The sequence below is a fragment of the Ruegeria halocynthiae genome, from assembly GCF_000743705.1.
Lineage (GTDB): Bacteria > Pseudomonadota > Alphaproteobacteria > Rhodobacterales > Rhodobacteraceae > Ruegeria > Ruegeria halocynthiae_B.
In genome coordinates this window covers 640,369-665,679 of the sequence record NZ_JQEZ01000002.1, presented here as the reverse complement: position 1 = coordinate 665,679, position 25,311 = coordinate 640,369, and the positions used below count along the sequence as shown (strand labels likewise).

The window sequence follows — 25,311 nt, the reverse complement described above, 5'->3', positions numbered from 1 at the left end:
TGCACCTCGCCCAATGGCAGGAGGGCCAAATACGCCAGGGTCTCGGTTCTGGTCGTGCGCTCAGACCGGCTAGGGGTCGTCGGTTGCGGGCAGCTCGATTTCCAGAAACCGTTCGAATGCATCCAGGTTGACCGGCTCGAACTGACCAAACCCCTGCATCCAGACGGATGCGGCGCGCAGGGCGTCGGGTTCCAGCTTGCACCACTTTACCCGCCCGCGTTTTTCCTGAGAGATCAGACCGGCCTTGGTGAGGATGACCAGATGTTTCGAAATCGCGGCCAGCGACATCTCGAACGGTTCGGCCACATCGGTGACGGCCATGTCGTCCTCAAGCAGCATCGCCAGAATGGCGCGGCGTGTGGGATCGGCAAGGGCGGCGAATACGGTGTCGAGATCATTGGGCATACCCTCGCTGAACCACAGCGCCCGTGATTGGTCAACCATTTGGTTGAATATCCGAATTCAGTGCAATTGGTAGCGACGGCCTGTACCGCAGGAAATCTGGCGGCACAGGATTCGATGTAAAACACTTGCAAAACAATCACTTGGCGCGCATCAATTTGGGCGATCATCGCCGTTGACTCTGCGCCCTGCGACCCTTAGCACATGCCCAAGACTGTGCGAGGGAATTGCCCGTGACTGATGACGACCAAAAGCAGCGTATGGCGCAGCTTGAGGCCAAGATCGACGCGGCGAAAAAGGCCAAACAGCCCGAGACCCGCGCAGACGCCGACTTTTCCGGGGGCGAGCTTGCCTGGAGGATGGTCATCGAAATGGTATCCGGTCTGGGGATCGGATTTGGCATCGGATTTGGGCTGGATAGCCTGCTCGGGACAATCCCGATTTTTCTGGTGCTGTTCACATTGCTGGGTCTGGTCGCCGGGGTGAAGGTTATGCTCCGCAGCGCACAAGAGGCCCAGGCGAAGCAAACGGCGGCTGAGGCTGCCGAAAAAGACGAGAGGGACTGAACGTGGCAACTGAGACCACCGCAGCACACGGCGCCGAAGAGAGCAGCAGCCTGGTTTTCCATCCAATGGACCAGTTCATCGTCAAGCCACTTTTCGGCGACGGTGCGATTGCATGGTATACGCCCACCAACGTGACCCTGTGGATGTTCCTGGCGATTGCCGCGATCTTTGCCCTGCTGGTGCTCAGCACCTCAAAGCGCGCGATTGTTCCGACCCGGATGCAGTCGGTGGCCGAACTGGCCTACGGCTTCATCTACAAGATGCTGGAAGACATTTGTGGCAAGGAAGGCGTCAAGTACTTCCCCTATGTCATGACCCTGTTCATGTTCATTGTCTGCGCGAACTTCCTGGGCATGATCCCGACCTCGTTCACAACCACATCGCATTTCGCCGTGACCATCCCGCTGGCATTGGCCGTGTTCCTGACCGTGACCATCCTTGGTTTCGTCAAGAACGGTGCTGCGTTCCTGGGCCTGTTCTGGGTCTCCAGCGCGCCGCTGGCGCTGCGTCCGGTTCTGGCGATCATCGAGCTGATCTCGTACTTCGTGCGTCCGGTCAGCCACTCTATTCGTCTTGCCGGTAACGTCATGGCAGGTCACGCCGTGATCAAGGTGTTCGCGGGCTTTGCCGCGATTGCCGTGATCTCGCCTGTGTCCGTGCTGGCGATCACCGCAATGTATGGCCTCGAGGTCCTCGTGTCCTTTATTCAGGCCTACGTATTCACCATTCTGACCTGTGTTTATCTGAAAGATGCGCTGCATCCGTCGCACTAAGGTCCGATACCCAAACATCGAAACTTCCAATTCGTAAGGAGAAACATCATGGAAGGCGATCTCGCACACATCGGCGCAGGCCTGGCAGCAATCGGTTCCGGCGCAGCCGCAATCGGGGTGGGCAACGTAGCAGGCAACTTCCTGGCCGGCGCACTGCGCAACCCTTCGGCGGCTGCTTCGCAGACCGCGACCCTGTTCATCGGTATCGCATTCGCAGAAGCGCTGGGGATCTTCGCATTCCTCGTTTCGCTGCTGCTGATGTTCGCCGTCTAATCTGCGGAACCTGATCCTTACGCGCGGGTGGGCCCAAGCCATAGCGGCCCACCTGTTGTAAAGACAACGTTCCGACGGAGGACATCATGGCGACTGAACCCCTTGCCAAAGAAGTAGCTGGCACATGTGTCGACGCCGGTGGTTCTGCCATCGGGATGCCACAGCTCTGCTTTGATTGGTTCCCCAACCAGATTTTCTGGCTGGTCATTACGCTGGTCGTCATCTTTCTGGTCCTGTCCCGCGTGGCCTTGCCGCGCATCGCGGCAATCCTGGCTGAACGTCAGGGGACCATTACAAATGACCTGGCTGCGGCCGAAGACCTGAAGGCCAAGGCTGTCGAAGCTGAAGAGGCTTACAACAAGGCGCTGGCCGATGCCCGTTCTGAGGCACAGCGTATCGCTGCCGAGGCACGCGCTGAAATCCAGTCTGGTCTGGATGACGCAATTGCCAAGGCAGATGCGGAAATCGCTGCGAAGGCAGCTGAATCGGAAAAGGCTATTGCCGATATCCGTGCCGGTGCGCTGGAAGGCATTCAAGTGGTTGCCAAGGATACGGCCGCCGAACTGGTGACTGCACTGGGTGGAGAGGCAGACGCCGCCGCTATCAACAGTGCTGTTGACGCACAGACGAAAGGATAAGTGACATGCGGAACACTCTTGCCCTTATCCTGACCGTAGGTGCGGCCAGCCCGGCATTTGCCGCAAGCGGCCCGTTCTTTTCGCTGGGCAACACCGACTTTGTCGTGCTGCTGGGCTTTATCGTCTTCATCGCGGTCCTGTTCTATTTCAAGGTGCCGGGCATGATCGGCGGTGCTTTGGACAACCGTGCCGAGGGCATCAAGTCCGAACTGGACGAAGCCCGCGCCCTGCACGAAGAAGCCCGCAGCCTGCTGGCTTCGTACGAGCGTAAGCAGCGCGAAGTGCAGACTCAGGCAGATGCCATTGTGGCCGCTGCCAAGGATGACGCGGTGCTGGCTGCCGAACAGGCGAAGGCCGATCTGGAAAGTTCCATTGCACGCCGTCTGGCCGCTGCGCAGGATCAGATCGCGTCTGCCGAAGCTTCGGCCGTCAAGGAAGTTCGTGATCAGGCCATCACCGTCGCAGTTTCGGCTGCCAATGCGGTACTGGCCAAACAGATGACGGCTGCACAGGCGAACAAGCTGATCGACGGGGCAATTGCCGACGTCGGAGAAAAGCTACACTAACAATAGTGCGACCCGGCAAATATCTGTCGGGTCCGCTCTTTGCCAGGATTTCCTCTCAAATCCTAGGCGCTCAGCTAATACCTAGAGCGCCAAATTGGTTCCCCTAATTTGTTACTTGCGCTTGCTGATTTCCAACGGTTCGGGCACCTCTGACATGAGAATACTATGACCGCCCTACCTGTGATCAGCGTCGTGATTCCGAATTTGAATTGCGCCGAGTTTCTGGAACGCACAATCGTTTCCGTTCTTGAACAGGAATACCCGCATCTGGATTTGATTCTTGCGGATGGTGGCAGCACCGACGGTTCCATGGACATTGTTGAACGCTACCGGGATGCATTTTCCCACATCATCTCAGAACCGGATACTGGGCAAGCTAACGCCGTGAACAAGGGGTTTGCCCTGTCGCGCGGCGAGGTGATGGGTTGGATCAACTCGGACGACGTTCTGATGCCGGGCGGGCTTTCCACTGTTGGGTCCCTGTTCGCGTTGAACAAGAACATCGAATGGCTGACCGGCCGTCTTACCACCATAGATGAACACGGTAATCTTCTTCGTGCAGGCCGCCCCGGCCCGTTTTCTCGTGCCCGTTTGTTGGCCGGGGATTACCGGTGGATTCAACAGGAATCAACATATTGGCGCCGCAGCCTGTGGGACAGGGCCGGTGGTCAATGTGATGAAACGGTCAAACTTGCGATAGATGGTGAATTGTGGTTGCGCTTTTCCCGCCATGCCGAACTGGTGCCGGTGCACGCCCGGATCGGTGCGTTTCGGTTCCGCGAGGGGCAGCGGTCCGAGGCGATGGACAGGTATCATGCAGAAATGCTTGAGGCGATTGAGCGCGAGAGGGCTTTGGAAAACAGTGCCGATGACCTGATCAAATCTATTCTGGATGCTCCGCTTGAACTGCGCAGTCGATCCGAGGCCGAAGAGTGCTTTCCTGCAATTGGCGGCGTGGACCCTCGCCCCCTAAAACGCGTGCAGCTTTGGAAACACAAGGTCATGCGGCTGCTGTACCGCATCTGAATCACGGGTCGGCGACACTGTCGTCAGGTCTGGCCAGTTTCATGCTCCAGCCGCTGTTGCGCGATGGATTCATTCCGCATGGCTTTCTGGTGATCTTCCATGCAGGCTCGAACAAAGCTCAGATGTTGTTGGACCGCGTCACGCGCACCTTCGGGGTCGCGTGCCTGCAGGGCGGTATTGATGGCGCGGTGCTGGTCCAGGATAGCTTCACGCGTGGTGCGTTGCTGGAACATCATCTGACGGTTGTAGAACACCCCCTGCCGCAATAGGTCGAACATGGATCGCATCATATGCAGCATCACCACATTGTGGCTGGCTTCGATGATGGCCATGTGAAACTGCGCATCCAGATGCGCCTCGTCTTCGGCGGCGTTGCGGATATGGGCGGCCTCCATCTTGTCAAAGATCGCCTGCACAACTTTCAGATCACTTGCCGATCCCAATCGGGCCGCGCGCTCAGCCGCCAACCCTTCCATGTCACGCCGGAAAGACAGGTAATCGAACACGGCCTCATCATGGCTGCCGAACAACCGGATCAGGGCGGGGGAAAAGGCTGATCCCAAAACCTTGGCGACATAAATGCCCGAGCCCGCCTTGGCGGTCAGCAGCCCCTGTTCCTGCAATTCCGAAATCGCCTCGCGCAGGGAAGGGCGCGAAACACCCATGCGGTCCGCCAAATCGCGTTCGGGGGGCAATCGTTCGCCCGGGCGCAGGATGCCCCGCAGAATCAGCAGTTCGATCTGTTTGACCACCGCGATGGACAGCTTTTCGGTTTGGATTTTTTGAAAGGGCATGACGCGATCGCTTTAGGATTGGTCAAATCATATGACCATGTATTCCGGGGCGGTTCAAGGACGGCATTTCAACCGCTTTGGCGTATTAGGTCAGAAATATTGACATTGTTGGCGTCGCGTCTACTCTGACCGGAATCCCAAACGGAGGAGACACATGTCAACGCACGATCTGTTTGCCACAAGAGCATCCCGGATGAAGGCATCCGAAATTCGCGAATTGCTGAAACTGCTCGATCAGCCAGGCATTATTTCATTTGCGGGCGGCATTCCCGATCCGGCCCTGTTTCCCGCAGACGGTTTTGCGCAGGCATTCCAGACGGCGCTGGGGTCGGACAGTCAGGCGCAAGCGCTGCAGTATTCGGTCAGCGAAGGCTATGTGCCGCTGCGGGAATGGCTGGTGCAGCACATGCGTCAGATTGGTGTTGAATGCACGCTGGACAACATCCTGATCACGTCGGGCTCGCAGCAGGCGCTGGACTATCTGGGCAAGCTGTATCTGTCGCCCGGCGACACGGCGCTGGTTGGATGGCCCACTTATCTGGGCGCGCTGGCCGCGTTTAACGCTTATGAGCCGCGCTTTGACCGGCTTAGCATCAATGGCAATCGCGGAGCCGCTGAATACAATGCGGCTGCGGGTGAGGGCGCGGTCAAATTTGCCTATCTGTCGCCGGATTTCGCCAATCCGACCGGAGAGACCGTTGATCTGCGCGGCCGCGAGGCATTGCTGGATCTGGCTGACGAGTTGAACTGTGCGGTGATCGAAGACGGGGCCTATCAGGCTTTGCGCTATGACGGCGATGCGATCCCGCCGGTGCTTGCGCTGGAACAGGCCCGCAAGGGCTCGATCGAAAACTGTCGGACGATCTATTGTGGCAGTTTCTCGAAAACCCTGTCTCCGGGGCTGCGCGTGGGTTGGGTGGTCGCGGCCAAACCGGTGATTTCACAGCTGGTACTGATGAAACAGGCGGCGGATTTGCATTCGGCGACGATCAACCAGATGGCCATCGACCACGTGGCGCGGGCTTGCTTTGATACGCATATCCCGATGCTGCGCCGTGTCTATGGCGCGCGCCGCGATGCTATGCTGGACGCGTTGCAGGAACACATGCCTGACGGTGTGAACTGGACCAAACCCAAGGGTGGCATGTTCATCTGGATGACCCTGCCGGTCGGCATGGACGGGGCCGATCTGCTGGCGCACGCGCTGGACACCGTTAAGGTGGCCTTTGTTCCGGGGCAGGCCTTTTACCCGGATGCAACCGGCGCCAACACGATCCGGTTGAGCTTTTCGAACTCGGACGAGGATACGATCCGCGAAGGCATCCGCCGGTTAGGAGAAGTTCTGCGAAGCTGAACGGCGGAAAGGTTCTGTTAACCAAGTTATCGCAAGACTGGGTGCATGATCCGGTTTCTGCCCTTTCTGCTGCTGGCCGCCTGTTCGGCGGGTACGCCCCACTTTCGTGACGTCCCCGCGACCCGCGTAGCGGTGAACGGCAGCGTCTTTGACGTGCGCGTGCGCGGCGATCTGGCCGAGGCGGTGCGGGTCAACATGCAATACGCGCCGCGGCTGGGCCCGATCCGTGACCGGGCCGGGCTGGCCATGGCGCAGGTTTCGGGCTGTCCAATTCTGGACGTGCTGGGGGATGCTGCGGTGACTGTCGGCGTATTGGGATGTGACCGTGAGGCCGGGGAAAGGCTGTTGCTGACCGCGATATCGACTCCGAACTATGAATGTGTCGACTATGGCATCTATGACGATATCCGCTACGACTATGGCTATCAGGTCTTTGAATGCACACCTTACTGAGATACGCGTTTTCCTGCGCATTTCGGCAAGATATTGTGGATAAGTAGGGTGGATATCCCATATCCTGCGCAACTGCGTTGACTCAACCCTATTCCGTTGCGCAGACTTCATAGACGTAGGAATCATGGGACCAGCGGCCTTTGCGCTTTAGCAAACTCAAACTCACCGGCTTCAAAAGCTTTGTTGATCCGACCGATCTGATCATCGCGGACGGGTTGACCGGTGTGGTGGGGCCGAATGGCTGCGGCAAGTCGAACCTTCTTGAGGCTTTGCGCTGGGTGATGGGCGAAAACCGTCCCAAATCCATGCGTGGTGGCGCGATGGAGGACGTGATCTTTGCCGGGGCCGCCACACGCCCCGCCCGCAACTTTGCCGAAGTGGTCCTGACCATGGACAATTCGGAACGATTGGCTCCTTCGGGGTTCAATGACAGCGACCAGCTTGAGATCGTGCGCCGCATCACCCGCGACGTGGGCAGCGCGTATAAGACCAACGGCAAGGACGTGCGCGCGCGAGATGTGCAGATGCTGTTCGCCGATGCCTCGACCGGGGCGCATTCGCCCGCGCTGGTGGGGCAGAACCGCATTGCCGAGCTGATCAACGCCAAACCCCGCGCCCGCCGCCGCATTCTGGAAGAGGCTGCGGGCATCTCGGGTCTCTATCAGCGTCGGCATGAGGCCGAGCTGAAGCTGAAAGGCACCGAATCCAACCTGACCCGCGTCGATGATGTGTTAGAGCAGCTGGGCACTCAACTGGCGCAACTGGCCCGTCAGGCCCGTCAGGCCGCGCGTTATCGCGAGATCGGCGAACAGCTGCGTCAGGCCGAAGGGATGTTGCTGTACCGGCGCTGGAAAGAGGCCGATATGGCCCGTCAGCAGGCCGAAGAGAAACTGCGCGAACGGATCACCGAAGCCTCGCGCGCCGAGGCCGCCGCCCGTGAAGCCAGCGCCAAACGCGCCCAGATCGAAGAAACCCTGCCGCCCCTGCGCGAGGAAGAGGCCATCGCCGCCGCTGTCCTGCAACGCCAGCAGGTGCAGCGCGACCAGCTGTCGGATCAGGAAACCCGCGCCCGTCAGACCATCGAGACGCTGACCAACCGCATTCAGCAGCTGGGCAACGACATCGAACGCGAAACCGGGTTGAACCGCGATGCCGGTCAGATGATCGAACGTCTGGAATGGGAAGCGCGCGAGTTGGCCAAGGCCGCCGAAGGGCACGAAGACAAGGTGGCCGAGGCCGCCGAGATCGCCCGCGAGGCGGCATCGGTGCTGCAGGATCGCGAAGACCACCTGTCGCAGGAAACCGAAGATATGGCGCGGCTGGTGGCTCGCCACCAATCGGCGCAGCGTCTGGTCGAAGACAGCCACAAGACGCTGGCCCGCTCTGAGGGAGAAGAAGAAAAGGCGCGCAGTGCGGTGGAAGAGGCCCGTCAGGCCCTGACCCGCGCCAGCGAGGCGTTCGAGGCCGCGCAGGAGGGCGAGGAAGAAGCCCGCGAAGCCGCTGAGGCTGCCGAAGAAGCCCTGGCCGCCGCTGATGAGCTGCGCAATGAAACGCAAGCGCGTGAGGCCGAAGCCCGCGCGCAGCGGTCCGAAGCCGAAGGAGAGCTGGGTGCCATACGGGCCGAGACTATGGCGCTGGCCAAGCTGGTTGAACGCGATACCGCCGAAGGTGGGCAGGTGCTGGATCTGCTGCGGGTCGAGCCGGGTTATGAAAAGGCACTGGGTGCGGCGCTGGCCGATGATCTGCGCGCGCCGTTGGTCGAAGGGGATGGTCCTTCGGGCTGGGTTCAGGTTGCGGGCTATGACGCCGATCAGCTGCTGCCCGATGGGGCGGAACCGCTGGCGCTGCATGTGTCGGGTCCCGATCGCCTCAGCCGTCGGATCGCGCAGATCGGGCTGGTCGACGCTGATCAGGGCGCACGGTTGCAGGCCTCGCTGAAGCCGGGGCAACGGCTGGTCTCACGCTCGGGCGATTTGTGGCGCTGGGATGGATACCGCGCCTGGGCCGAGGATGCGCCAAGTGCGGCGGCCCTGCGGCTGGAACAGCTCAACAAGCTGGAAGCCCTGAAGCAAGAACTGACCCGGACCGAGGCGCAGGCAGGTGGCGCCCGCGCAGCGCATGAGGCCCTGTCGCAACAACTGGCCGATGTGACCGAAGCCGACCGCCGCGCGCGCGAAGCCCGCCGCGCCGCCGATCAGCGGATGGCCGAAACGGCGCGTGCGCTCAGCCGGGCTGAGGCGGATCGCAATCTGGCGCAGGGCAAGCGGGAAACTTTGGCGCTGGCCGTGGATCGCCACAAAGAAGACGCCATGTCCGCCCGCGCGCAACTGCGCGAGGCCGAAGGCGCGCTGACGGGTCTTGGTGACCTCGACAGTGCGCGCGCGCAGGTCGAAGATATCAAACAAACGGTCGAGGCGGCGCGGATCACCATGCTGACCCACCGCTCGACCCATGATGAGCTGCGCCGCGAGGGCGAGGCCCGCACGAGACGCGCGCAAGAGGTGACCAAGGACCTCAGCGGCTGGAAGCACCGTCTGGAAACGGCAGAGAAGCGGATCGCGGAACTGGCTGAACGCAAGGAAGGTTCCGAGGAGGAGCTGACCGAGGCGATGGCTGCTCCCGGTGAAATCGCCGAAGCGCGCGAAGAACTCAACGAGCTGATCGAAGAGGCCGAAGCCCGCCGTGCCGAAGCTGCTGACAAACTGGCCTTGGCTGAAACGCAACAGCGTGAAATTGTTCTGGCCGAGCGGGAGGCGGAACGCCTCGCCTCGGAAGCGCGCGAAAGCCGCGCGGCGGCTGAGGCGCGCTGTGATGCGGCCAAGGAAAGCGTGACAGCCGCGGCGGAACGCATCGCCGAGGATCAGCAGCTGACACCGAACCAATTGCTGAACCAGCTGGACGTGAACCCCGATCAGATGCCCGCCGCCGACGCGCTTGAGGCCGAAGTGAACCGCCACAAGCGCCAACGCGACGCGATGGGCGCGGTCAACCTGCGCGCCGAAGAGGACGCCAAAGAGGTTCAGGAAGAATTCGATACCCTGAACAGCGAAAAGGCCGATCTGGAAGAGGCGATCAAGGCCCTGCGCAGCGGTATTGCCAGCCTCAACCGCGAAGGGCGCGAGCGTCTGCTGACCGCGTTCGAACAGGTGAATTCGAACTTTGCCATGCTGTTCAAGCACCTGTTTGGCGGTGGCGAGGCCAATCTGGTTATGGTCGAAAGCGACGACCCGCTGGATGCGGGACTGGAAATCATGTGCCAGCCGCCCGGCAAGAAACTGTCGACACTCAGCCTGCTGTCGGGCGGTGAACAGACCCTGACCGCCACCGCGCTGATCTTTGGCGTGTTCCTTGCCAACCCCGCGCCGATCTGCGTTCTGGATGAGGTCGACGCGCCCTTGGATGACGCCAACGTTACGCGCTTCTGCGACCTGCTGGATGAGATGTGCCGCCAAACCGACACGCGGTTCCTGATCATCACCCACCACGCGGTGACCATGGCGCGGATGGACCGCTTGTTCGGCGTGACCATGCAGGAACAAGGCGTCAGCCAGCTGGTCTCGGTCGATCTGAAGAAGGCCGAGCAAATGGTCGCCTGACCCCATCACCGCAACGTTATGGGCCATTTACCCCGGGTCGGGTTAAGCTGGTGGCATGACGCGGTTTCTGATCATTGCCCTTTTTGCCGCCAGCCCGCTTGCGGCAGCGGAATGGCCCACAAAGCCCGGAGATGCCCCCCTGACCGCCGAGGAACTGGATGGCTTGGCCGGACGCACGCTGACCTTTTACGACGACGGTCAGTCCAGATTTTCAGCGGGCGGGGCCTATTCCTTTACTTACGCCAGCGGGGAATCCGCCTTTGGCACTTACAGCATCGCCGAGGATGGCAGCGTCTGCATCGCTTACCGCAACGGGTTCAGCCGCTGTGACATGTACGTGCACAGCGGTGACCGGCTGATCCTGATTGATGAAAAGGGCGATCGCTATCCGGTGCGGCCGGAGTGAGTGGGACGTGATTTTTCCAATTTGAGATTGTCGTTTCGCAAGACCTGACTGCTGTCAGAAACCTGTGCGAAATAACGTCACCTGACTATTCGCTTGGCCAGTTTCAGGTGGCTAGAACTGACCTCACATTCCATTTATGCACCTGCTCATAGGGCTCAAAATATATCAACACCCCGCTTTCGATATGTGGGGCAATGAACTCGGAAAGCGTGAGAGAACCCAGCTCAGGCTCATTTCGGCAGCGTAGTAGTTTTTCGACATACGCACGCGTTGCAGCAATAAAGGACGTCTCATACCCCCCGCTTGCAATGCGGTCAGGGGTGCCATGATTGGGGAAAATCGCTTGGATATCCCAATTGGAAAGCCGGTCAATCTCTGCCAGATGCACATCAAGTCGATCCGGCTCTGCCACGTATGTGACAGTGTCCTCAAGCGTGTCGCCAGCCAACAGCAATCGAGTTTCTGGCAAGTAGATCGTAAGGCCGTCAAAGCTGTGAATGTCCAATGGGCGTAGTTCAACATCAAGACCTCCGACCGTTAATTTCAATTCACCGTCAAATACCGTCGTGGGCATAACGACCGGGGCGATTGGTGGTGATGATCTTGCGAATGCGTCTTGCTCGTCCCGAAGCGCCTGAGCGGTCTTTGCGCTGGCGATGATTTCGCAATCCGAGAACACCGCAGTTCCGGCAACATGATCCATGTGGTGGTGGCTAAGCACGACGCGAATTGAGGTGACACCGCGGCGTTCAAGTTCGTCCCTGATCGCCTGCGCATGTTCGATTGAGATGCTGGTGTCATAAACCAAGGCTTCGCCCTGATCGACAATGACGTAACTCGCAAAACCCAGCGAATAAGCACCATCATCGAGCCAGTTAGGCTCAACCGAATGCAAGCGGGTGCCCTCTATCCGTCCGTCATAGAACGCGAGCAAGTAGGGGGTGGGTTCAAAAACTCTTAAGTTCGAAGTTGATGTAGCCATCTTTTTCCCTTTGAAACGCGCGCGATCCTGAGTTTCTGGTATGTCCTTAGACTAGGCGGATTGGTTCAAATTGCCATCAGGGCAAGTAATTCGCTTTGGGCCCACAGTCGTAATTTCTTTACAACCGCCCTAACAACTTTGCCGTCGGCCACGCGTCTGCGGGCAGTCCAAGCCGCGCCTGTTCCGCCTGTACCGCAGCCCGTGTGCCAGCGCCCAGAATGCCGTCGATCTTGCCCACGTCATGCCCGCGTGCTTGCAGCTTGCTTTGCAGCTGCTTCATCTGCGCCCCTGACAGACCTTGTGCCGGATTGCCAGCATCGTAGATCTGTGCGCCTTGCAGACGGGTGCCGAAATAGGCTGCGGTCAGGACGTAGACAAAGCTCTGGTTCCATTCGAAATAGACGTCAAAATTCGGATAGGCCAGAAAGGCAGGCCCGTTGTGCCCCTGCGGCAGGATCAGAGAGGCGGGCAGATCAGTCAGCGATCCGCCACGCGCCTGCACGCCCATCGCTTGCCAGTCGGATACCGAACGCGGTTTGCCGGGGCCGGCCAGCGACCAGTCCATCTGTGCGGGCACCGTCACCTCTTGCAGCCACGGCTGACCCGGTTGCCAGCCCAGATGCGATAGCATTTTTGCGCCCGACATCAGCGCATCCGGGGCCGAGGTTTTCAGCGAGACCTTGCCGTCGCCATCCCCATCGACGCCGTTTTCCAGAATGTCGCGTGGCAGCATCTGGACCATGCCGATCTCACCGGCCCATGCGCCCGTTGTGCGGTTGGGGTCGAAATCGCCCTGTTGGTACAGTTCAATTGCTGCGAAAATCTGCGGCCGGAACAGTTCCGGGCGGCGGCAATCATGGGACAGCGTCACCAGCGCGTTGCGGGTGTTGAAGTCGCCCTGAAAGGCGCCGTAATCGGTCTCGAACGCCCAAAAGGCCAGAAGAACCCCGCGCGAGACGCCATATTCCCGTTCAATCCGGTCAAAAACCGCATCGTATTTGCGCGCCATGGCCTGACCGCGTTCGATCCGGTTGGCCGAGATCAAGTGACGGGAAAAGTCGATGAAGGGTTTTTGAAACACACCCTGCGCCCGGTCGGCCCTGAGCACCGCATTGTCCTGCTGCACACCGTTGAAAAAGGCGTTCACGGTGGAGGTGTCGAACCCTTGCTGACCGGCCTCGGCTTTCAGCCCTTTTACAAAGGAATTGAACCCGCCGCCGCATTGGGCAAAAGCGGGCGTTGCAAACAGGGCGGCGGCCAGCAGGCCGGAAACAAAACGCATGAGTGGATCCGTCAGAAAATGAAACTCAGCCCAACCGACACTGACACGAGGCCAAGCGCAAGCCCCCAAACCTGCCAGAGCATGTCACATGCGCGGAAAACCTCCGGCGCGCCAATCTCGTGCGGGGCATCGCCGTTGACCCAGGCCAGATCGCGCAGCTGCCCGTCATAGCTGCGCGGCCCGGCAAGGGCCACATTCAGGGCACGGGCCATGGCGGCCTCGGGCCAGCCCGCGTTGGGCGAGATATGGCGGCGCGCATCTGCCACAATGTCCGACCAACGCGCCCATTGGCCGGACAACGCCAAGATCATCACGCAGGTCAGGCGGGCGGGGATCAGGTTCAGCAGGTCGTCCAGACGGGCCGCGGCCCAGCCGAACGCGCGATAGGTTTCGGTGCGATATCCGATCATGCTGTCGGCGGTATTGATAGCCTTGTAGATCAGCAGCCCGGGCAGCCCGGCGACCAAAAACCAGAAGGCCGGCGCGATCACCCCATCGCTGAGGTTCTCGGCCGCGCTTTCGATGGCGGATCGGGCCACCTGAGATTCGGTCATCTCACCCGTATCGCGTGAGACGATCATGGCCACCTTTGCGCGTCCTTCCGGCAGTGAGGCACGCAGCCCTTCGCCCACTTCGCGCACATGGGACACCAGCGATTTCTGCGCCAGCAGGATGGCACAGAGGATGATCTCGACCACCGGTCCCAGCAGGGCCAGCGCCCGCCCAAGGATCAGCGCGCCGACAACCAGAACCGCCACTACGGCGATACCTTTCAACCGCCGATGCGCGCCGTGGTTCAGGCGTTTGTCCAGCCAGCCGATGACAGTGCCCATAATCACCGCCGGATGGCGCACCCGCGACCACAGCCAGTCGGGTTCACCCAAGGCGGCGTCCAGACACAGGGCGCAGACCAGCAGGAAGGCGGTGCTCACAGCGCGGCCTCCACCCTGTCCCAGCCATCACCAGGCGGCAGGCCCAGCCGCAGGTAGGTCTTCGAATAGGGGAAGATGCGGCTCCAGATATGGGCGCGAGCCAGCCGGTCCTGCCAGTCGGCGGCACTGTCGACCTCGTACAGGCGGAACAGGGTGGTGCCGCCCACCAGTTGCGCGCCTTTGGCGGTGACCATCCGGTCCAATCGGTCAGAGTCGTCGGCCAACCGGGCGCGTGTGGCGTCAGCCCAACACGTGTCGGTCAGCGCGCGCGTGCCGACCCGCAAAGCCGGGCCAGAGACCGACCAAGGGCCGGTCAGGTCGTTGAGGCAGGCAATCAGGTCGGGGTGTCCAATGGCAAAGCCCAGCCGTAGCCCGGCCAGCCCCCAGAATTTGCCAAAACTCTTCAGCACGATCACGCTGGGCCGGGCGGCCAGTTGGATCAGGGATGCATCGGGGCAGACGTCACAGAAGCTCTCGTCGATTATGGTCAGGGGGGCGTTCACATCTGCCGCGCTCCAGATCCGCCCGTCGGGGTTGTTGGGGTGTACGATGACGCGGGCCTGTGCCGGTCCGTCGGCCTGCACGGCCCAACCCTGCGCCGAAAAGGCCGCTGCATGTTCATTATAGGTCGGGGGCGTGATCTGTACCTTGCCCTGTGCGGCAAGCGCCGGAACCCGTGCGATCACGGCAGATGCCCCCGGCGCGGGTAGGATCGCCACCCCATCTGGCACCGACCAGAAGCTGCGCGCGGCCTCAGTCAGACGTTCAAATGCGCCGTGGTCCGGCAATTCGGCCCAGTCTGGGGAGGTCAGCCCCGACACCTCATACGGAATCGGATTGATTCCGGTGGACAGATCGATCCAGTCGGCGCGCGTGCCGCCGTATTGTGCGATGGCCCCATCCAAACCGCCACCGTGGTCGCGTTTGCTGCGCGGGTTCAATTCGTCACTGCACATTTACGTAATCCGCCCCAAAATGCCTGATTTTGCCGCTTCAAGCGGAATTTTGCCGTTTTGACAAGCGAATCCGCGTGATCCGGGCCTACGAAGGTCATCGTTAACACTTTGTTAAGAAAATCACGGGATCACGGACCACGGGGGTCGGCACCACACACTCTATCAAGTGCCGAGGTTGTTGCAAATGAAAGTTCTGATTGTTGAGAGTAACCCCGACCTTGGTCGGGTCTGGCAAAGGCATCTGGAACGCCACAACGCGGAGGTGACGCTTGTGGCGGGGCAAGAGGCTGCGATTTTGGCGTTGTACGGCCAGGACTTCGATATCATCGTGTTGGATCTGGTTCTGGAAACCGGCAGCGCGCTGGCGGTTGCCGATTTTGCCAGCTATCGCCGCCCCGAGGCACGGGTGATCTTTGTCACCAACACCACGTTTTTCTCGGACGGGTCGATCTTTGCCCACAGCCCGAACGCCTGCGCCTATGTACAAAGCGCAACGCCGCCAGAGGATCTGGCGGCGATGGTCGAACACTACGCGGCGGGGCGCTGATCGCGGCCGTGCGGTTCCATGTAGTCCAGATCGGGATTCACCGGGATGATCCGGTGTGGGTTAATCGTTTCGTGGCTATAGTGATAATGGCGCACGATATGCGGCATGTTCACCGTCTGCGCCACGCCCGGCCACTGATACAGCTCACGGGTATAGGCCCACAGGTTCGGATAATCGATCAGCCGCTGCCGGTTGCACTTGAAATGCAGGTGGTAGACTGGGTCGAACCGGATCAGGGTGGTGAACAGACGCCAGTCGACCTCGGTCAGACGGTCGCCCATCAGATAGCGGTTCGTGGTCAGCCGGTCCTCGAGCCAGTCCAGCGTGTCAAACAGCGGGCCAACGGCTGCGTCATATGCCGCTTGGCTGGTGGCAAAGCCGGATTTGTAGACGCCGTTGTTGACGTCAGAATAAATCTGCGCGTTCACCTCTTCGATGTCATCCCGCATTGCGTCGGGCCAGTAGTCGTCGGTGTTGCCGGTGATCCCGTCAAAGGCCGAATTGAACATGCGGATGATCTCTGAGCTTTCGTTCGAGACGATCGTTTCCTGTGCTTTGTCCCACAAAATCGGCACCGTGACGCGGCCCGAATAGGTCGGATCGGCCTTGGTGTAGATCTGATACGCATGGTCCAACCCGTACAATGTATCACCGGTCGCGCCGTGATCGTCGGTTTCAAAGGTCCACCCCTTGTCCAGCATGTCGGGATGCACCACCGAGACCGTGATCAGATCGCTGAGCCCTTTCAGCTCGCGGAAGATCAATGCGCGGTGCGCCCAAGGGCAGGCATGGCTGACATACAGGTGATAACGCCCGGGTTCCGCCTTGAAGCCGCCCTTGCCGGACGGGCCGGCGGTGCCATCGGCGGTCAACCAGTTGCGAAACTGCGCGGCGCTGCGTTTGAACGCGCCGCCGGTGGATTTGGTGTCATACCAAGTGTCGTGCCATTTGCCGTCGACCAACAGGCCCATTGCGTATCCTCCGCCTTGCGATTTCGGCAAACATAGGGCGTCGCTGGATGCCTTCACACGTCAGGGTTCGCGCATCGGGTCTGCGCTGGCGCACAGGCCGGGCCTATGATGCTCGTGCAACAATTCGAATTCTAACGGAATTATGTGACCGTCTTCACTGGATTTTTACATTTGGTGCCGCACAATGGAGTCTGTTTCCGGGGGGAATTTATTATGACGACCTATGTTTCTAAGGAGATGAGCGCCGAATTGGATGCGGCGCGAATCGCGGGATTAAAGAAAACCAGCCGCCTGCGTGTAGAATTTGGCGACAATACGTTCAAAATTCTAAGATTGTGGAAGGATGGCTTCACGGTCGAGGCTGAAACCACGCCGCAACTGCGCGGTTTGGTCGATATCTACGACGGTGCCCGCCATCTGTATCAATGCCTGATCATCGCGGATGATGAGGACGCGGGAGAGATGCGCTATGAATTCAAGCGCAGCACCGCCGCGGCCGACAAGGCACCGCTGGATTTCTACCGCGCACCCGATGCGCCGATTGCCCTGCTGGGGTATGAGGACTAGGGGCGGATTTCCACCACGGTTCCGTTTGGTGTCAGGCTCCAAAGCTGCGCGATCTCGGCGTTTGATATGGCGATGCACCCGGCGGTCCAGTCTCCAGGCAAGGTCAAGCCCACGACGCCATTGGGTTGCCCGTGGATGAAAATATCCCCGCCCGGGTCAATGCCCTGATCGTGGGCGCGTTGAAGATCCTCGGGCTGCGGATAGTCGAGCCCCAGTGACAGGTGAAACGCGCTTTGGGGGTTGCGTCTGTCGATCTTGAAAACGCCAAGGGGGGTCTTTCCGTCCCCCTCTTGTTGCTTGTCGCCATCGGGTGCAAAGCCCAGGGCAATGTCGGTCTGCATGACCACAGCGCCGTTCAGGGTTGCCGTCAGCCGCCGGGCGGATTTTTCGATCAGGATGTGGTCAATCTGCGCGGCATCGGGTGCCATTAGCGGCACCGGCCCGCGCGGCCCATAGCGGTGCCACCCGAACCAGACGGCACCTGCCAGAACGACCAACAGAGATATGAGCGTCAGCCGCCGCATATCTGTTATTGCAAGTCAGAAAACGCGTGTTTCAATCGGGCGCATGCCTCTTCAACCCGCGCGCGTTGGGTGGCCAGATTGAACCGCTCAAATGTCTCTCCACCCGCGCCGAAACCGGGGCCGGACGAGGTGGCGATCCTTGCATCCTCGCGCAGGCGGCGGACGAATTCGTCGTGATCCATCCCGGTGTCCGAGAAATCGACCCAGGCCAGATAGGTGGCCTGCAGGGGCATCGACCACATCCCGGGGATGTTGGCGATGGCGGCGTCGAACAGTTTGCGGTTGCCGTCAAGATGCGCGATCTGCGCATCGACCCAGGCTGCGCCCTCGGGTGAATATGCGGCGGTGATCATGGTCACGCCCAATGCGCTTGGGTCATAATCCAGCGTCTGAATCCGGTGGCGCATGGTGGCCCGCGGCTTTGCGTCGGGAATGATCATGTTACCCGTGCGCTGCCCGGCAATGTTGAACGTCTTGGATGCCGCCGTCAGCGTGACCGTCCAGGGCCGCGCATCGGGTGCTGCCACATCCATCGGCACGAAGGTATGACCGGGATAAACCAGATCGTGGTGAATTTCGTCCGAGACCAGGATCAACCCGTTGCGTTCGGCAAAACCCGCCACCGCGCGCAGCTCGTCCGGTGTCCAGACCCGGCCCGATGGGTTCTGGGGCGAGCACCACAGCAACAGCTTTTCCGACCCATCCAGCCGCGATTGCGCATCGTCCAGATCCAGTGCGTAAGTATCACCTTCGCGCACCAGCGGACATTCGACCACGCGGCGGCCCGATTTGTTCACCTTATGCGCAAACTCGTGGTAAACGGGGCTGAAGATTACCACGCCATCGCCGGGTTCGCTCCAGACATCCAGACACAGGGCAATTGCGTTACCCAATCCCTGCGAGGTCAGCACCCAATCGGTGTCGATATCCCAGGCATGGCGGTTCTTCATCCACCACTGAACCGATGTCAGGTAATCCGGATGCATCCAGGAATAGCCAAAGGCCCCATGATCGGCAGCCTGACGCACCACCTCAATCACGCAGGGCGCTGTGGGATAGTCGGAGTCTGCCGTCCACATGGCCAGCCCGTCCTCGGGGGGGATGCCATATAGCTTTTCCATCTTGTCCCATTTTGAGCTGTTGGTGCCCCGGCGGTCGATCTGGTTGTTGAAAGTCATGTCTGCTCCATCTGTCTTGACGAAAGCTAGCCACAAATTCCGCAGGTGCAAGGGGGGCGTTGCGGCGGGGGGCGGGATGGCCTAAATCAACCCCATGAAACGTAATATCCTGATCCATCCCGACCCCCGTCTGAAAAAGGTCTGCGCCCCGGTGGCCGACCTGACGGACGACCTGCGCAAACTGGCCGATGACATGCTTGAGACGATGTATGATGCGCCCGGCATTGGGCTGGCCGCACCGCAGATTGGTATTCTTGATCGCTTGATCGTATTGGACTGCATCAAGGAAGAGGGCGAGACGCCCCGCCCGCTGGTGATGTTCAACCCGGAAATCATCGCCTCGTCGGATGAAACCAATGTTTACGAGGAAGGTTGCCTGTCGATCCCCGACCAATACGCCGAGGTGACTCGCCCCAAAGTGGTGGATGTTGCGTGGATGGACCAGGATGGCAACGCGCGGCAAGAGACATTCGATGGCCTCTGGGCAACCTGCGTACAGCATGAGATCGACCACCTGAACGGCAAGCTGTTCATTGACTACCTCAAGCCGCTGAAACGCCAAATGATCACCCGCAGGATGCAAAAGCTGAAACGCGAGCAGGCCCGCGCATGACCGTTCGCACCTGCCTGCCATGGCCCGACAATCGTCTGCGGACCAAGGCCCAGGATGTGGCCGAGATCACCGACGACATTCGGGCCATCTGGGATGACATGATCGACACGATGGAGGCGATGCCCGGCGTTGGACTGGCTGCGCCGCAGATCGGCGTGATGTTGCGGTTGGCCGTTGTCGACGGCTCGGCCGAACGGGGCCGGGCGGTGCGTCTGGCGAACCCGGAAATCCTGCACAGCTCGATCGAGCTGCGCGAACATGATGAGGCCAGCCCGAACCTGCCCGGTGTCTCGGCCAAGGTGAAACGCCCCCGTGCTGTGACGGTTAAATTCCTGAACGAACAGGGCATCGTCGACCGCCGCGATTTTGTGGGGATCGAGGCCACCAGCGTTCAGCATCAGATCGACCATCTGAACGGTCGGATGTACTTCGACCGCCTCAGCAAGATCAAACGTGACATGCTGCTGCGCAAAGCGCGAAAATCAACGTAGGCCGGGCTTCAGCCCGGCACCCGCCACAACCCGGAGCCAATCATGCGCGTCATTTTCATGGGAACTCCCGATTTCTCGGTGCCTGTATTGGATGCGCTGGTTGATGCCGGGCACGAGATCGCCGCCGTCTACTGCCAGCCGCCGCGCCCGGCTGGTCGTGGCAAGAAAGATCGCCCGACACCGGTCCATGCGCAGGCCGAGGCGCTGGGCTTGACCGTACGCCATCCGGTCTCGCTGAAATCCCCTGAGGAGCAGACGGCTTTTGCCGCCCTCAACGCCGATGTGGCGGTGGTCGTGGCATATGGCCTGTTGCTGCCGCAACCCATTCTGGATGCGCCTGTTCACGGCTGTCTGAACATCCACGCCAGTCTGTTGCCGCGCTGGCGCGGGGCTGCGCCGATCCACCGGGCCATCATGGCAGGCGACGCACAGACCGGCATTTGCATCATGCAGATGGAGGCCGGTCTGGATACCGGTCCCGTTCTGCTGCGCAAAGCCACCGACATCGGTGCGCAAGAGACCACAGCCGAGTTGCATGATCGCCTTGCCCCCATGGGGGCCGATCTGATCGTCGAGGCCCTGCGCCGACTGCCCGATCTGACGCCCGAGCCACAGCCCGAGACTGGCGTGACCTATGCCTCGAAAATCGACAAGGCCGAGGCGCGGGTGGACTGGACCCGCCCGGCCGTCGAGGTTGATCGCCAGATCCGGGGTCTGTCCCCGTTCCCCGGTGCCTGGACCGAAATCGAAGGCGCGCGCGTCAAGCTGCTGGCCTCACGGCTGGCCGAAGGGCAGGGCGCACCCGGAGAGGTTCTGAATGACACACTCCGCGTGGCTTGCGGGGACGGAGCGATTGACCTGTTGCGCCTACAGCGGGCAGGTAAGGGGGCACAGGACGCAGACGTATTCCTGCGCGGTTGGGATGTGTCGGCCGGGCAGCGGATCTGAAAAAGGAACGAACGATTTGTACATGACATTGATGGGGACGGTGCTGATCGCGGCCGCCGTCGGAAGCCTTGCCGAGAAAACCGGCTTTACCCGCAATGGGTATCTGCAATCCATCATCATTTGTGTCGGCGGGGCCTTTCTGTTTTTCTTTGCCCAGATCATGTTCGGCCGGATGTTCGGTTTTAGCCTTGGGATTGGGTCGCCCGGCCTGAATGCCATCTTGTCGTCCGCTGGCGCGTTGGCCATCGTGCCGACCCATTGGAGGAAGTAGAATGCCCGTCATCGCCCTGATTGTAATCGGTGCCGCCGCCGGATTTCTGGCCACCCGCCTGATGCGGATCGACGCTAATATTCCCACCACCATGCTGATCGGCATCGTAGGCGCGTTGGTGGGTGGCTTCCTTCTGCGCGCACTGATCACTGTGGCGGGCTGGCTTTCGGGTTTTGTCGGCGCACTGCTGGGCGCATTGCTGGTGATCTGGATCTGGCAGACCTATCTGCGCCGCTGACCTTTTGACCTTTGGGCGGGATACCGGCCAGACCGCTGGCCGGTTAACGGCGCGGCGGGCGGCTTTTGTAGACGGGCAGTTTCCAGCCAAACAGCAGTGATCCCGCCCGCAAGGCCCAGCAGGTTAGTGCGCAAATCGCCAGCGTGGTCAGTTCATCAAGCCCAAGGCGGTTTGTGGCCACGGCGGTCACCGCACCGGCCAAAGCGCATGAGACGTAAAGCTCACCCTGTTTCAGGACCAGCGGCACCTCGTTGCACACCACATCGCGCATCAACCCGCCCAGACACCCCGTCGTGACCCCCATCAGCACCACGATTGTACCAGATTGCCCCAGCGACAGCGCCGCGCCGGTGCCTGCCGCTACAGCTATCGACAGGGCGAAACTGTCCAGCCAGACCAACCAGTTGTATCGACTTTCGACCAGATGGGCGGTGAAGAAAACCAGTATTGCGGCACCAGCTCCGATCAGGATGTAACCCGGCTGCCCGACCCAGAACACCGGGTGCCGGTCCAGCAGCAGATCGCGCAGGGTACCCCCGCCCACCGCCGTCAGGCAGGCGATAAAGGCAAACCCCACCAAATCCAGTTGTGCCCGGCTGGCCACCAATGCGCCCGTCAGCGCAAAAACCAGCACCGAGGCGTAGTCCAGCAAAGCCAGGCCGCTCATGCCTGGGTCTTTTTCGGTTTGAATGGGGCCATTCCGGCACGAGCCAATTCGTCGGCCTTTTCGTTTTCAGGGTGACCTGCGTGACCCTTGACCCATTCCCATGTCACATCGTGGCGGGTCTGCGCCTCATCCAGCCGCTGCCACAGATCGACATTCTTGACCGGCTTCTTGTTCGAGGTCTTCCAGCCATTCCGCTTCCATCCGAATATCCAGCCCGTGACGCCGTTTTTCACATAGGCGCTGTCAGTGACTATGGTGATTTTCGACGCCCGTTCCAGTGCCTCAAGCGCGCTGATTGCGGCCATCAGTTCCATCCGGTTGTTCGTGGTTTCGGCCTCGCCACCGTTCAGCTCACGCTCTTTCAGGACGGTATCGCCATCGGTTGCGCGCAGCAGCACGCCCCAGCCGCCCGGGCCGGGATTGCCGGAGCAGGCCCCATCGGTATAGGCAAACAGCTCAGGCATGGGCTAGCACCAGAATGAACCCGTCATAAGACCCGGCCAGACCGGTGCCCATGCCTGTGGTGATGCGGTCGACCGTGAAACCGGCCTGACCCAACGCGCCTTCGACCTCGGTCTGTGAGAAATAGGTATAACAGCGATCCAGATCGTCGCGGTGCTCGCCCGTGCCCAGTTTCAGGCCAAGGAAAAAGATGCCGTCGGGCTTTAGCGCCCGGTGAATGGCTGCCAGATGACGCGGGAAATCCGCGCGCGGCGCGTGCAGCAGGGAAAAGCTGGCATAGACGCCGTCATACTCTGCCTCTTCGGTCACATCGTCAAAGGTGCCCAGATATGCATCCACACCGTTTTCACGGGCGTAGTCGACAAAGGCCGGGGTTGCGTCCATTGCCCGCACCGTCAGGCCCTCACGCTGGAAAAACGCGCTGTCCGATCCGGGGCCAGAGCCGAGATCCAGTACATAGCCTGTGCCCACCGCCTCGGCAAAGGTCAGGCGGGCTTCGATCTGCTCCGGGGGCAGGGGGATTTTGAGGTAATCCGCCACCCGGGTCGTATAGGCGTTGATCGTTCTTTCGTCGGTCACAGGTACACTCCTACAGCCAGGCAGGCCAGAACAACGGCTGTCAGCAACACGCGCAGACGCAGCCACCAGGTCGGGGTCAGCCGCCAATAGGCAAAGATGGCGTCCAGAACCAGCAGCCCGGCAAAGCCGTACATCAGGTTGGTGCCGGTGCTGACAGCCCCGCCGCCGGTTTTGACAAAGGCCCAAAGCGCGGGCAGAACCGACAGGACATAGCAGGTTGCCGCCTTGCCGCCAGAGGTCTTTGTCGCGAACCCCCACAAAACGCCCGACATAAAGCTAAGGATCACCGAGCCGTAAAACAGCTGGATATAAGGCCCGACAAACCGCGAACCAAGCGCCTGCGTGCCCCAGGCGTGCAGGTCGTCGTTCAGATAGGTCAACACCCCCCAGACAAAAGGGATCAACCCGGCCAGCCCCAGAAACAGAGGGGCCCTTGGAATGCCATTCATGCGGGTTGCCTCAGGACACGGGGTACTTTGAATTCGACGTTCTCAACTGCGGTTTCCACCATTTCGACTGTGACATCGTAATGGGCACGGAACGCGTCGATTACTTCGTTGACCAGCACTTCGGGGGCGGATGCGCCCGCCGTGATCGCGACGGTGGAGATACCTTCCAACGCCCGCCAGTCGATCTCGGTGGCGCGCTGCACAAGCTGGGCGTAATTGCACCCGGCGCGCGATGCGACCTCGACCAGACGGCGCGAGTTTGACGAGTTCGGCGCGCCCACAACCAGCAGGGCATCGGATTTTGGGGCTACTGCCTTGACCGCCTCTTGCCGATTGGTGGTGGCGTAACAGATGTCTTCCTTGTGCGGGCCGACAATCGCCGGGAACCGTGCTTCAAGTGCGGCGACGATGTCTTTGGTGTCATCGACCGACAGGGTGGTCTGGGTGACGTAAGCCAGCTTTTCGGGGTTGCGCACGGGCACGGTGGCCACATCCGGAACTGTTTCAACCAACAACACCTCGCCATCGGGCAGCTGGCCCATGGTGCCGACGGTTTCGGGGTGGCCTTTGTGGCCGATCATGATCATCTGCAACCCGGCCTCAGCGTGGCGCTGGGCTTCGACATGGACCTTGGATACCAGCGGGCAGGTGGCGTCGACATAGATCATTTCGCGCTGCGCGGCCGATGCGGGGACGGATTTCGGCACCCCGTGGGCGGAAAAGATCACCGGGCGATCATCGGGACATTCATCCAGTTCCTCGACAAAGACGGCACCCTTGTCGCGCAGCCCATCAACGACGAATTTGTTGTGTACGATCTCGTGGCGCACATAGACCGGCGCGCCCCACTTTTCCAACGCCATTTCGACGATCTTGATGGCGCGGTCGACACCGGCGCAGAACCCGCGCGGTGCGGCAAGGTAAAGGATCAGGGGGGGCTTTGTCATGTCGCGGTCTCCATAAGCCACAGGTAAGTCTTTTCCTGGCCCTGGTCCAGACGGGACTGTGTCATTGAACCGACAAGAAACGGTGCGAGCCAAAAGAAATCTCAGCACCTGTTCCCAGTTGAAAAAGGCGCGGTCAGGAGAGTGAATCCTGACCGCGCCGATTTCTGTCATCCCCGGGTTGGTGAGTGGTCGGGGTTTATTGTCCGCTGGCGGCTGCGACGCTGCGCGGCTCCATCGGCATTTCGCGCGGGGGCCGCCCGATCACGTCGCGCAGGTCTTCCAACTCGATGAAGTTGTCGGCCTGGCGGCGCAACTCGTCCGAGATCATCGGCGGTTGGCTGCGGATGGTCGAAACCACCGAAACGCGTACGCCCTGACGTTGCAGGCTGGCAATCAGCGGGCGAAAATCCCCATCGCCCGAAAACAGCACAATATGATCGACGCGTGGTGCCAGTTCCATGGCATCGACGGTCAGTTCGATATCCATGTTCCCTTTGACTTTCCGACGCCCCATGCTGTCGGTGTATTCCTTTGCCGGTTTCGTCACCATGGTGAAGCCGTTGTAATGCAGCCAGTCGACCAGGGGACGGATCGGCGAATACTCGTCGTTTTCCAGTAGCGCTGTATAGTAGAAAGCCCTGAGCATTTTGCCGCGTCGCATGAATTCCTGGCGCAGCAGTTTGTAGTCTATATCAAACCCCAGTGCTTTTGCGGCCGCATAAAGATTCGAGCCATCGATGAACAGCGCTAGCCGTTCGTCTTTATAAAACATAAATTGATCCTTCCGGTACTAACCAGAACGCCGAATGATGCGTGAGTGAGCTAGAAATAGGCGGCGCGCTGATATGTCTATAATTAGG

32 protein-coding genes are annotated in these 25,311 nt (G+C 60.5%); 17 read left to right on the top strand and 15 right to left on the bottom strand.

Annotated features, from left to right (window positions below; genetic code table 11):
• Window positions 1–69: 69 nt before the first annotated feature.
• Window positions 70–405, bottom strand: a complete 336-nt coding sequence (locus tag JT51_RS09695) for an ArsR/SmtB family transcription factor (protein ID WP_037312071.1) — start codon at window positions 403–405, stop codon at window positions 70–72.
• Between the two features lie 230 nt (window positions 406–635).
• Here JT51_RS09695 and JT51_RS09690 point away from each other — a divergent pair, with 230 nt between their 5' ends.
• From JT51_RS09690 to JT51_RS09665, 6 genes are all read left to right on the top strand, one after another.
• Complete coding sequence (locus JT51_RS09690; protein ID WP_037311229.1) at window positions 636–968, top strand: AtpZ/AtpI family protein; 333 nt, start codon at window positions 636–638, stop codon at window positions 966–968.
• Window positions 969–970: 2 nt separating this feature from the next.
• Window positions 971–1,741 (top strand): F0F1 ATP synthase subunit A, encoded by a 771-nt coding sequence (locus JT51_RS09685; RefSeq protein ID WP_037311227.1) that lies wholly within the window; start codon window positions 971–973, stop codon window positions 1,739–1,741.
• A gap of 48 nt (window positions 1,742–1,789) precedes the next feature.
• Complete coding sequence (locus JT51_RS09680) at window positions 1,790–2,014, top strand: F0F1 ATP synthase subunit C (protein WP_005981269.1); 225 nt, start codon at window positions 1,790–1,792, stop codon at window positions 2,012–2,014.
• An 86-nt stretch (window positions 2,015–2,100) separates the two neighbouring features.
• Window positions 2,101–2,652, top strand: a complete 552-nt coding sequence (locus JT51_RS09675; RefSeq protein WP_037311220.1) for a F0F1 ATP synthase subunit B' — start codon at window positions 2,101–2,103, stop codon at window positions 2,650–2,652.
• 5 nt (window positions 2,653–2,657) lie between these two features.
• Window positions 2,658–3,218, top strand: coding sequence for a F0F1 ATP synthase subunit B (locus JT51_RS09670; RefSeq protein ID WP_037311218.1), 561 nt, complete (start codon window positions 2,658–2,660; stop codon window positions 3,216–3,218).
• Between the two features lie 165 nt (window positions 3,219–3,383).
• On the top strand, window positions 3,384–4,244 hold the full coding sequence (locus JT51_RS09665) for a glycosyltransferase family 2 protein (RefSeq protein WP_051927470.1): 861 nt from the start codon (window positions 3,384–3,386) through the stop codon (window positions 4,242–4,244).
• Between the two features lie 23 nt (window positions 4,245–4,267).
• On the opposite strand, the gene JT51_RS09660 is transcribed toward JT51_RS09665, so the two are convergent.
• Window positions 4,268–5,038, bottom strand: coding sequence for a FadR/GntR family transcriptional regulator (locus tag JT51_RS09660; RefSeq protein WP_037311215.1), 771 nt, complete (start codon window positions 5,036–5,038; stop codon window positions 4,268–4,270).
• A 154-nt stretch (window positions 5,039–5,192) separates the two neighbouring features.
• Here JT51_RS09660 and JT51_RS09655 point away from each other — a divergent pair, with 154 nt between their 5' ends.
• From JT51_RS09655 to JT51_RS09640, 4 genes are all read left to right on the top strand, one after another.
• Window positions 5,193–6,392 carry a PLP-dependent aminotransferase family protein gene (locus JT51_RS09655; RefSeq protein ID WP_037311213.1) on the top strand — a complete coding sequence of 400 codons (1,200 nt, stop codon included), beginning with the start codon at window positions 5,193–5,195 and terminating at the stop codon, window positions 6,390–6,392.
• Window positions 6,393–6,437: 45 nt separating this feature from the next.
• Window positions 6,438–6,845, top strand: a complete 408-nt coding sequence (locus tag JT51_RS09650) for a hypothetical protein (protein WP_037311210.1) — start codon at window positions 6,438–6,440, stop codon at window positions 6,843–6,845.
• A 140-nt stretch (window positions 6,846–6,985) separates the two neighbouring features.
• Window positions 6,986–10,441: a chromosome segregation SMC family protein gene (locus JT51_RS09645; protein WP_037311207.1), complete on the top strand. Its 3,456-nt coding sequence runs from the start codon at window positions 6,986–6,988 to the stop codon at window positions 10,439–10,441.
• 55 nt (window positions 10,442–10,496) lie between these two features.
• Window positions 10,497–10,847, top strand: a complete 351-nt coding sequence (locus JT51_RS09640) for a hypothetical protein (RefSeq protein WP_037311204.1) — start codon at window positions 10,497–10,499, stop codon at window positions 10,845–10,847.
• 103 nt (window positions 10,848–10,950) lie between these two features.
• Here the strand turns inward: JT51_RS09640 and JT51_RS09635 are convergent, their stop codons facing one another.
• The 4 genes from JT51_RS09635 to JT51_RS09620 form a co-directional block, all read right to left on the bottom strand.
• Window positions 10,951–11,829, bottom strand: a complete 879-nt coding sequence (locus JT51_RS09635; RefSeq protein ID WP_037311202.1) for an MBL fold metallo-hydrolase — start codon at window positions 11,827–11,829, stop codon at window positions 10,951–10,953.
• Between the two features lie 118 nt (window positions 11,830–11,947).
• Window positions 11,948–13,111 carry a lytic murein transglycosylase gene (locus JT51_RS09630; RefSeq protein ID WP_037311199.1) on the bottom strand — a complete coding sequence of 388 codons (1,164 nt, stop codon included), beginning with the start codon at window positions 13,109–13,111 and terminating at the stop codon, window positions 11,948–11,950.
• Window positions 13,112–13,122: 11 nt separating this feature from the next.
• Window positions 13,123–14,043, bottom strand: coding sequence for an adenosylcobinamide-phosphate synthase CbiB (cbiB, locus tag JT51_RS09625; protein WP_037311197.1), 921 nt, complete (start codon window positions 14,041–14,043; stop codon window positions 13,123–13,125).
• Complete coding sequence (locus JT51_RS09620) at window positions 14,040–14,999, bottom strand: threonine-phosphate decarboxylase (protein WP_037311194.1); 960 nt, start codon at window positions 14,997–14,999, stop codon at window positions 14,040–14,042. The genes cbiB and JT51_RS09620 overlap by 4 nt, the downstream gene beginning before the upstream one ends.
• Window positions 15,000–15,183: 184 nt before the next feature.
• Here JT51_RS09620 and JT51_RS09615 point away from each other — a divergent pair, with 184 nt between their 5' ends.
• Complete coding sequence (locus tag JT51_RS09615) at window positions 15,184–15,546, top strand: response regulator transcription factor (RefSeq protein ID WP_037311191.1); 363 nt, start codon at window positions 15,184–15,186, stop codon at window positions 15,544–15,546.
• On the opposite strand, the gene JT51_RS09610 is transcribed toward JT51_RS09615, so the two are convergent.
• Window positions 15,528–16,517 carry a glutathione S-transferase family protein gene (locus JT51_RS09610; protein WP_037311189.1) on the bottom strand — a complete coding sequence of 330 codons (990 nt, stop codon included), beginning with the start codon at window positions 16,515–16,517 and terminating at the stop codon, window positions 15,528–15,530. The two genes, JT51_RS09615 and JT51_RS09610, sit on opposite strands and share 19 nt — an antisense overlap.
• A 213-nt stretch (window positions 16,518–16,730) precedes the next feature.
• Between JT51_RS09610 and JT51_RS09605 the strand changes: the two genes are divergently transcribed.
• Window positions 16,731–17,084, top strand: a complete 354-nt coding sequence (locus JT51_RS09605; protein WP_037311186.1) for a hypothetical protein — start codon at window positions 16,731–16,733, stop codon at window positions 17,082–17,084.
• Here JT51_RS09605 and JT51_RS09600 read toward each other — a convergent pair.
• Together JT51_RS09600 and JT51_RS09595 are read right to left on the bottom strand one after the other, a co-directional pair.
• The gene (locus JT51_RS09600) at window positions 17,081–17,608 is read right to left on the bottom strand and encodes a L,D-transpeptidase family protein (protein WP_037311184.1); all 528 of its coding nucleotides are present in this window, start codon (window positions 17,606–17,608) and stop codon (window positions 17,081–17,083) included. The genes JT51_RS09605 and JT51_RS09600 overlap by 4 nt on opposite strands.
• A gap of 5 nt (window positions 17,609–17,613) precedes the next feature.
• Window positions 17,614–18,786 carry a MalY/PatB family protein gene (locus tag JT51_RS09595; RefSeq protein WP_037311181.1) on the bottom strand — a complete coding sequence of 391 codons (1,173 nt, stop codon included), beginning with the start codon at window positions 18,784–18,786 and terminating at the stop codon, window positions 17,614–17,616.
• Window positions 18,787–18,880: 94 nt separating this feature from the next.
• Here JT51_RS09595 and def (JT51_RS09590) point away from each other — a divergent pair, with 94 nt between their 5' ends.
• The 5 genes from def (JT51_RS09590) to JT51_RS09570 are packed head-to-tail and all read left to right on the top strand — an operon-like array spanning window position 18,881 to window position 21,347.
• Entirely contained in the window at window positions 18,881–19,399 is a 519-nt protein-coding gene (gene def / locus JT51_RS09590) for a peptide deformylase (RefSeq protein WP_037311177.1), read from the top strand.
• The gene (gene def / locus JT51_RS09585) at window positions 19,396–19,890 is read left to right on the top strand and encodes a peptide deformylase (protein WP_037311175.1); all 495 of its coding nucleotides are present in this window, start codon (window positions 19,396–19,398) and stop codon (window positions 19,888–19,890) included. The genes def (JT51_RS09590) and def (JT51_RS09585) overlap by 4 nt, the downstream gene beginning before the upstream one ends.
• Before the next feature lie 42 nt (window positions 19,891–19,932).
• Window positions 19,933–20,838, top strand: coding sequence for a methionyl-tRNA formyltransferase (fmt, locus tag JT51_RS09580; RefSeq protein WP_037311172.1), 906 nt, complete (start codon window positions 19,933–19,935; stop codon window positions 20,836–20,838).
• Window positions 20,839–20,854: 16 nt separating this feature from the next.
• Window positions 20,855–21,109, top strand: a complete 255-nt coding sequence (locus JT51_RS09575; RefSeq protein WP_037312066.1) for a hypothetical protein — start codon at window positions 20,855–20,857, stop codon at window positions 21,107–21,109.
• Window position 21,110: 1 nt separating this feature from the next.
• Entirely contained in the window at window positions 21,111–21,347 is a 237-nt protein-coding gene (locus JT51_RS09570) for a GlsB/YeaQ/YmgE family stress response membrane protein (protein WP_037311169.1), read from the top strand.
• 43 nt (window positions 21,348–21,390) lie between these two features.
• On the opposite strand, the gene JT51_RS09565 is transcribed toward JT51_RS09570, so the two are convergent.
• The 6 genes from JT51_RS09565 to JT51_RS09540 all read right to left on the bottom strand — a co-directional run bounded on the left by JT51_RS09565 (window position 21,391) and on the right by JT51_RS09540 (window position 25,223).
• A complete protein-coding gene (locus JT51_RS09565; RefSeq protein ID WP_037311166.1) occupies window positions 21,391–22,014 on the bottom strand; it encodes a trimeric intracellular cation channel family protein in 624 nt (207 codons plus the stop codon).
• Window positions 22,011–22,478, bottom strand: a complete 468-nt coding sequence (rnhA, locus tag JT51_RS09560) for a ribonuclease HI (RefSeq protein WP_037311163.1) — start codon at window positions 22,476–22,478, stop codon at window positions 22,011–22,013. The genes JT51_RS09565 and rnhA overlap by 4 nt, the downstream gene beginning before the upstream one ends.
• A complete protein-coding gene (locus JT51_RS09555; protein WP_037311159.1) occupies window positions 22,471–23,055 on the bottom strand; it encodes a class I SAM-dependent methyltransferase in 585 nt (194 codons plus the stop codon). Before JT51_RS09555 ends, rnhA begins: the two co-directional genes overlap by 8 nt.
• Window positions 23,052–23,504 (bottom strand): DUF3429 domain-containing protein, encoded by a 453-nt coding sequence (locus JT51_RS09550; RefSeq protein ID WP_037311156.1) that lies wholly within the window; start codon window positions 23,502–23,504, stop codon window positions 23,052–23,054. The genes JT51_RS09555 and JT51_RS09550 overlap by 4 nt, the downstream gene beginning before the upstream one ends.
• Window positions 23,501–24,451, bottom strand: a complete 951-nt coding sequence (ispH, locus tag JT51_RS09545) for a 4-hydroxy-3-methylbut-2-enyl diphosphate reductase (RefSeq protein ID WP_037311153.1) — start codon at window positions 24,449–24,451, stop codon at window positions 23,501–23,503. The genes JT51_RS09550 and ispH overlap by 4 nt, the downstream gene beginning before the upstream one ends.
• A gap of 196 nt (window positions 24,452–24,647) precedes the next feature.
• Window positions 24,648–25,223, bottom strand: a complete 576-nt coding sequence (locus JT51_RS09540; protein ID WP_037311150.1) for an NYN domain-containing protein — start codon at window positions 25,221–25,223, stop codon at window positions 24,648–24,650.
• Window positions 25,224–25,311: the final 88 nt, after the last annotated feature.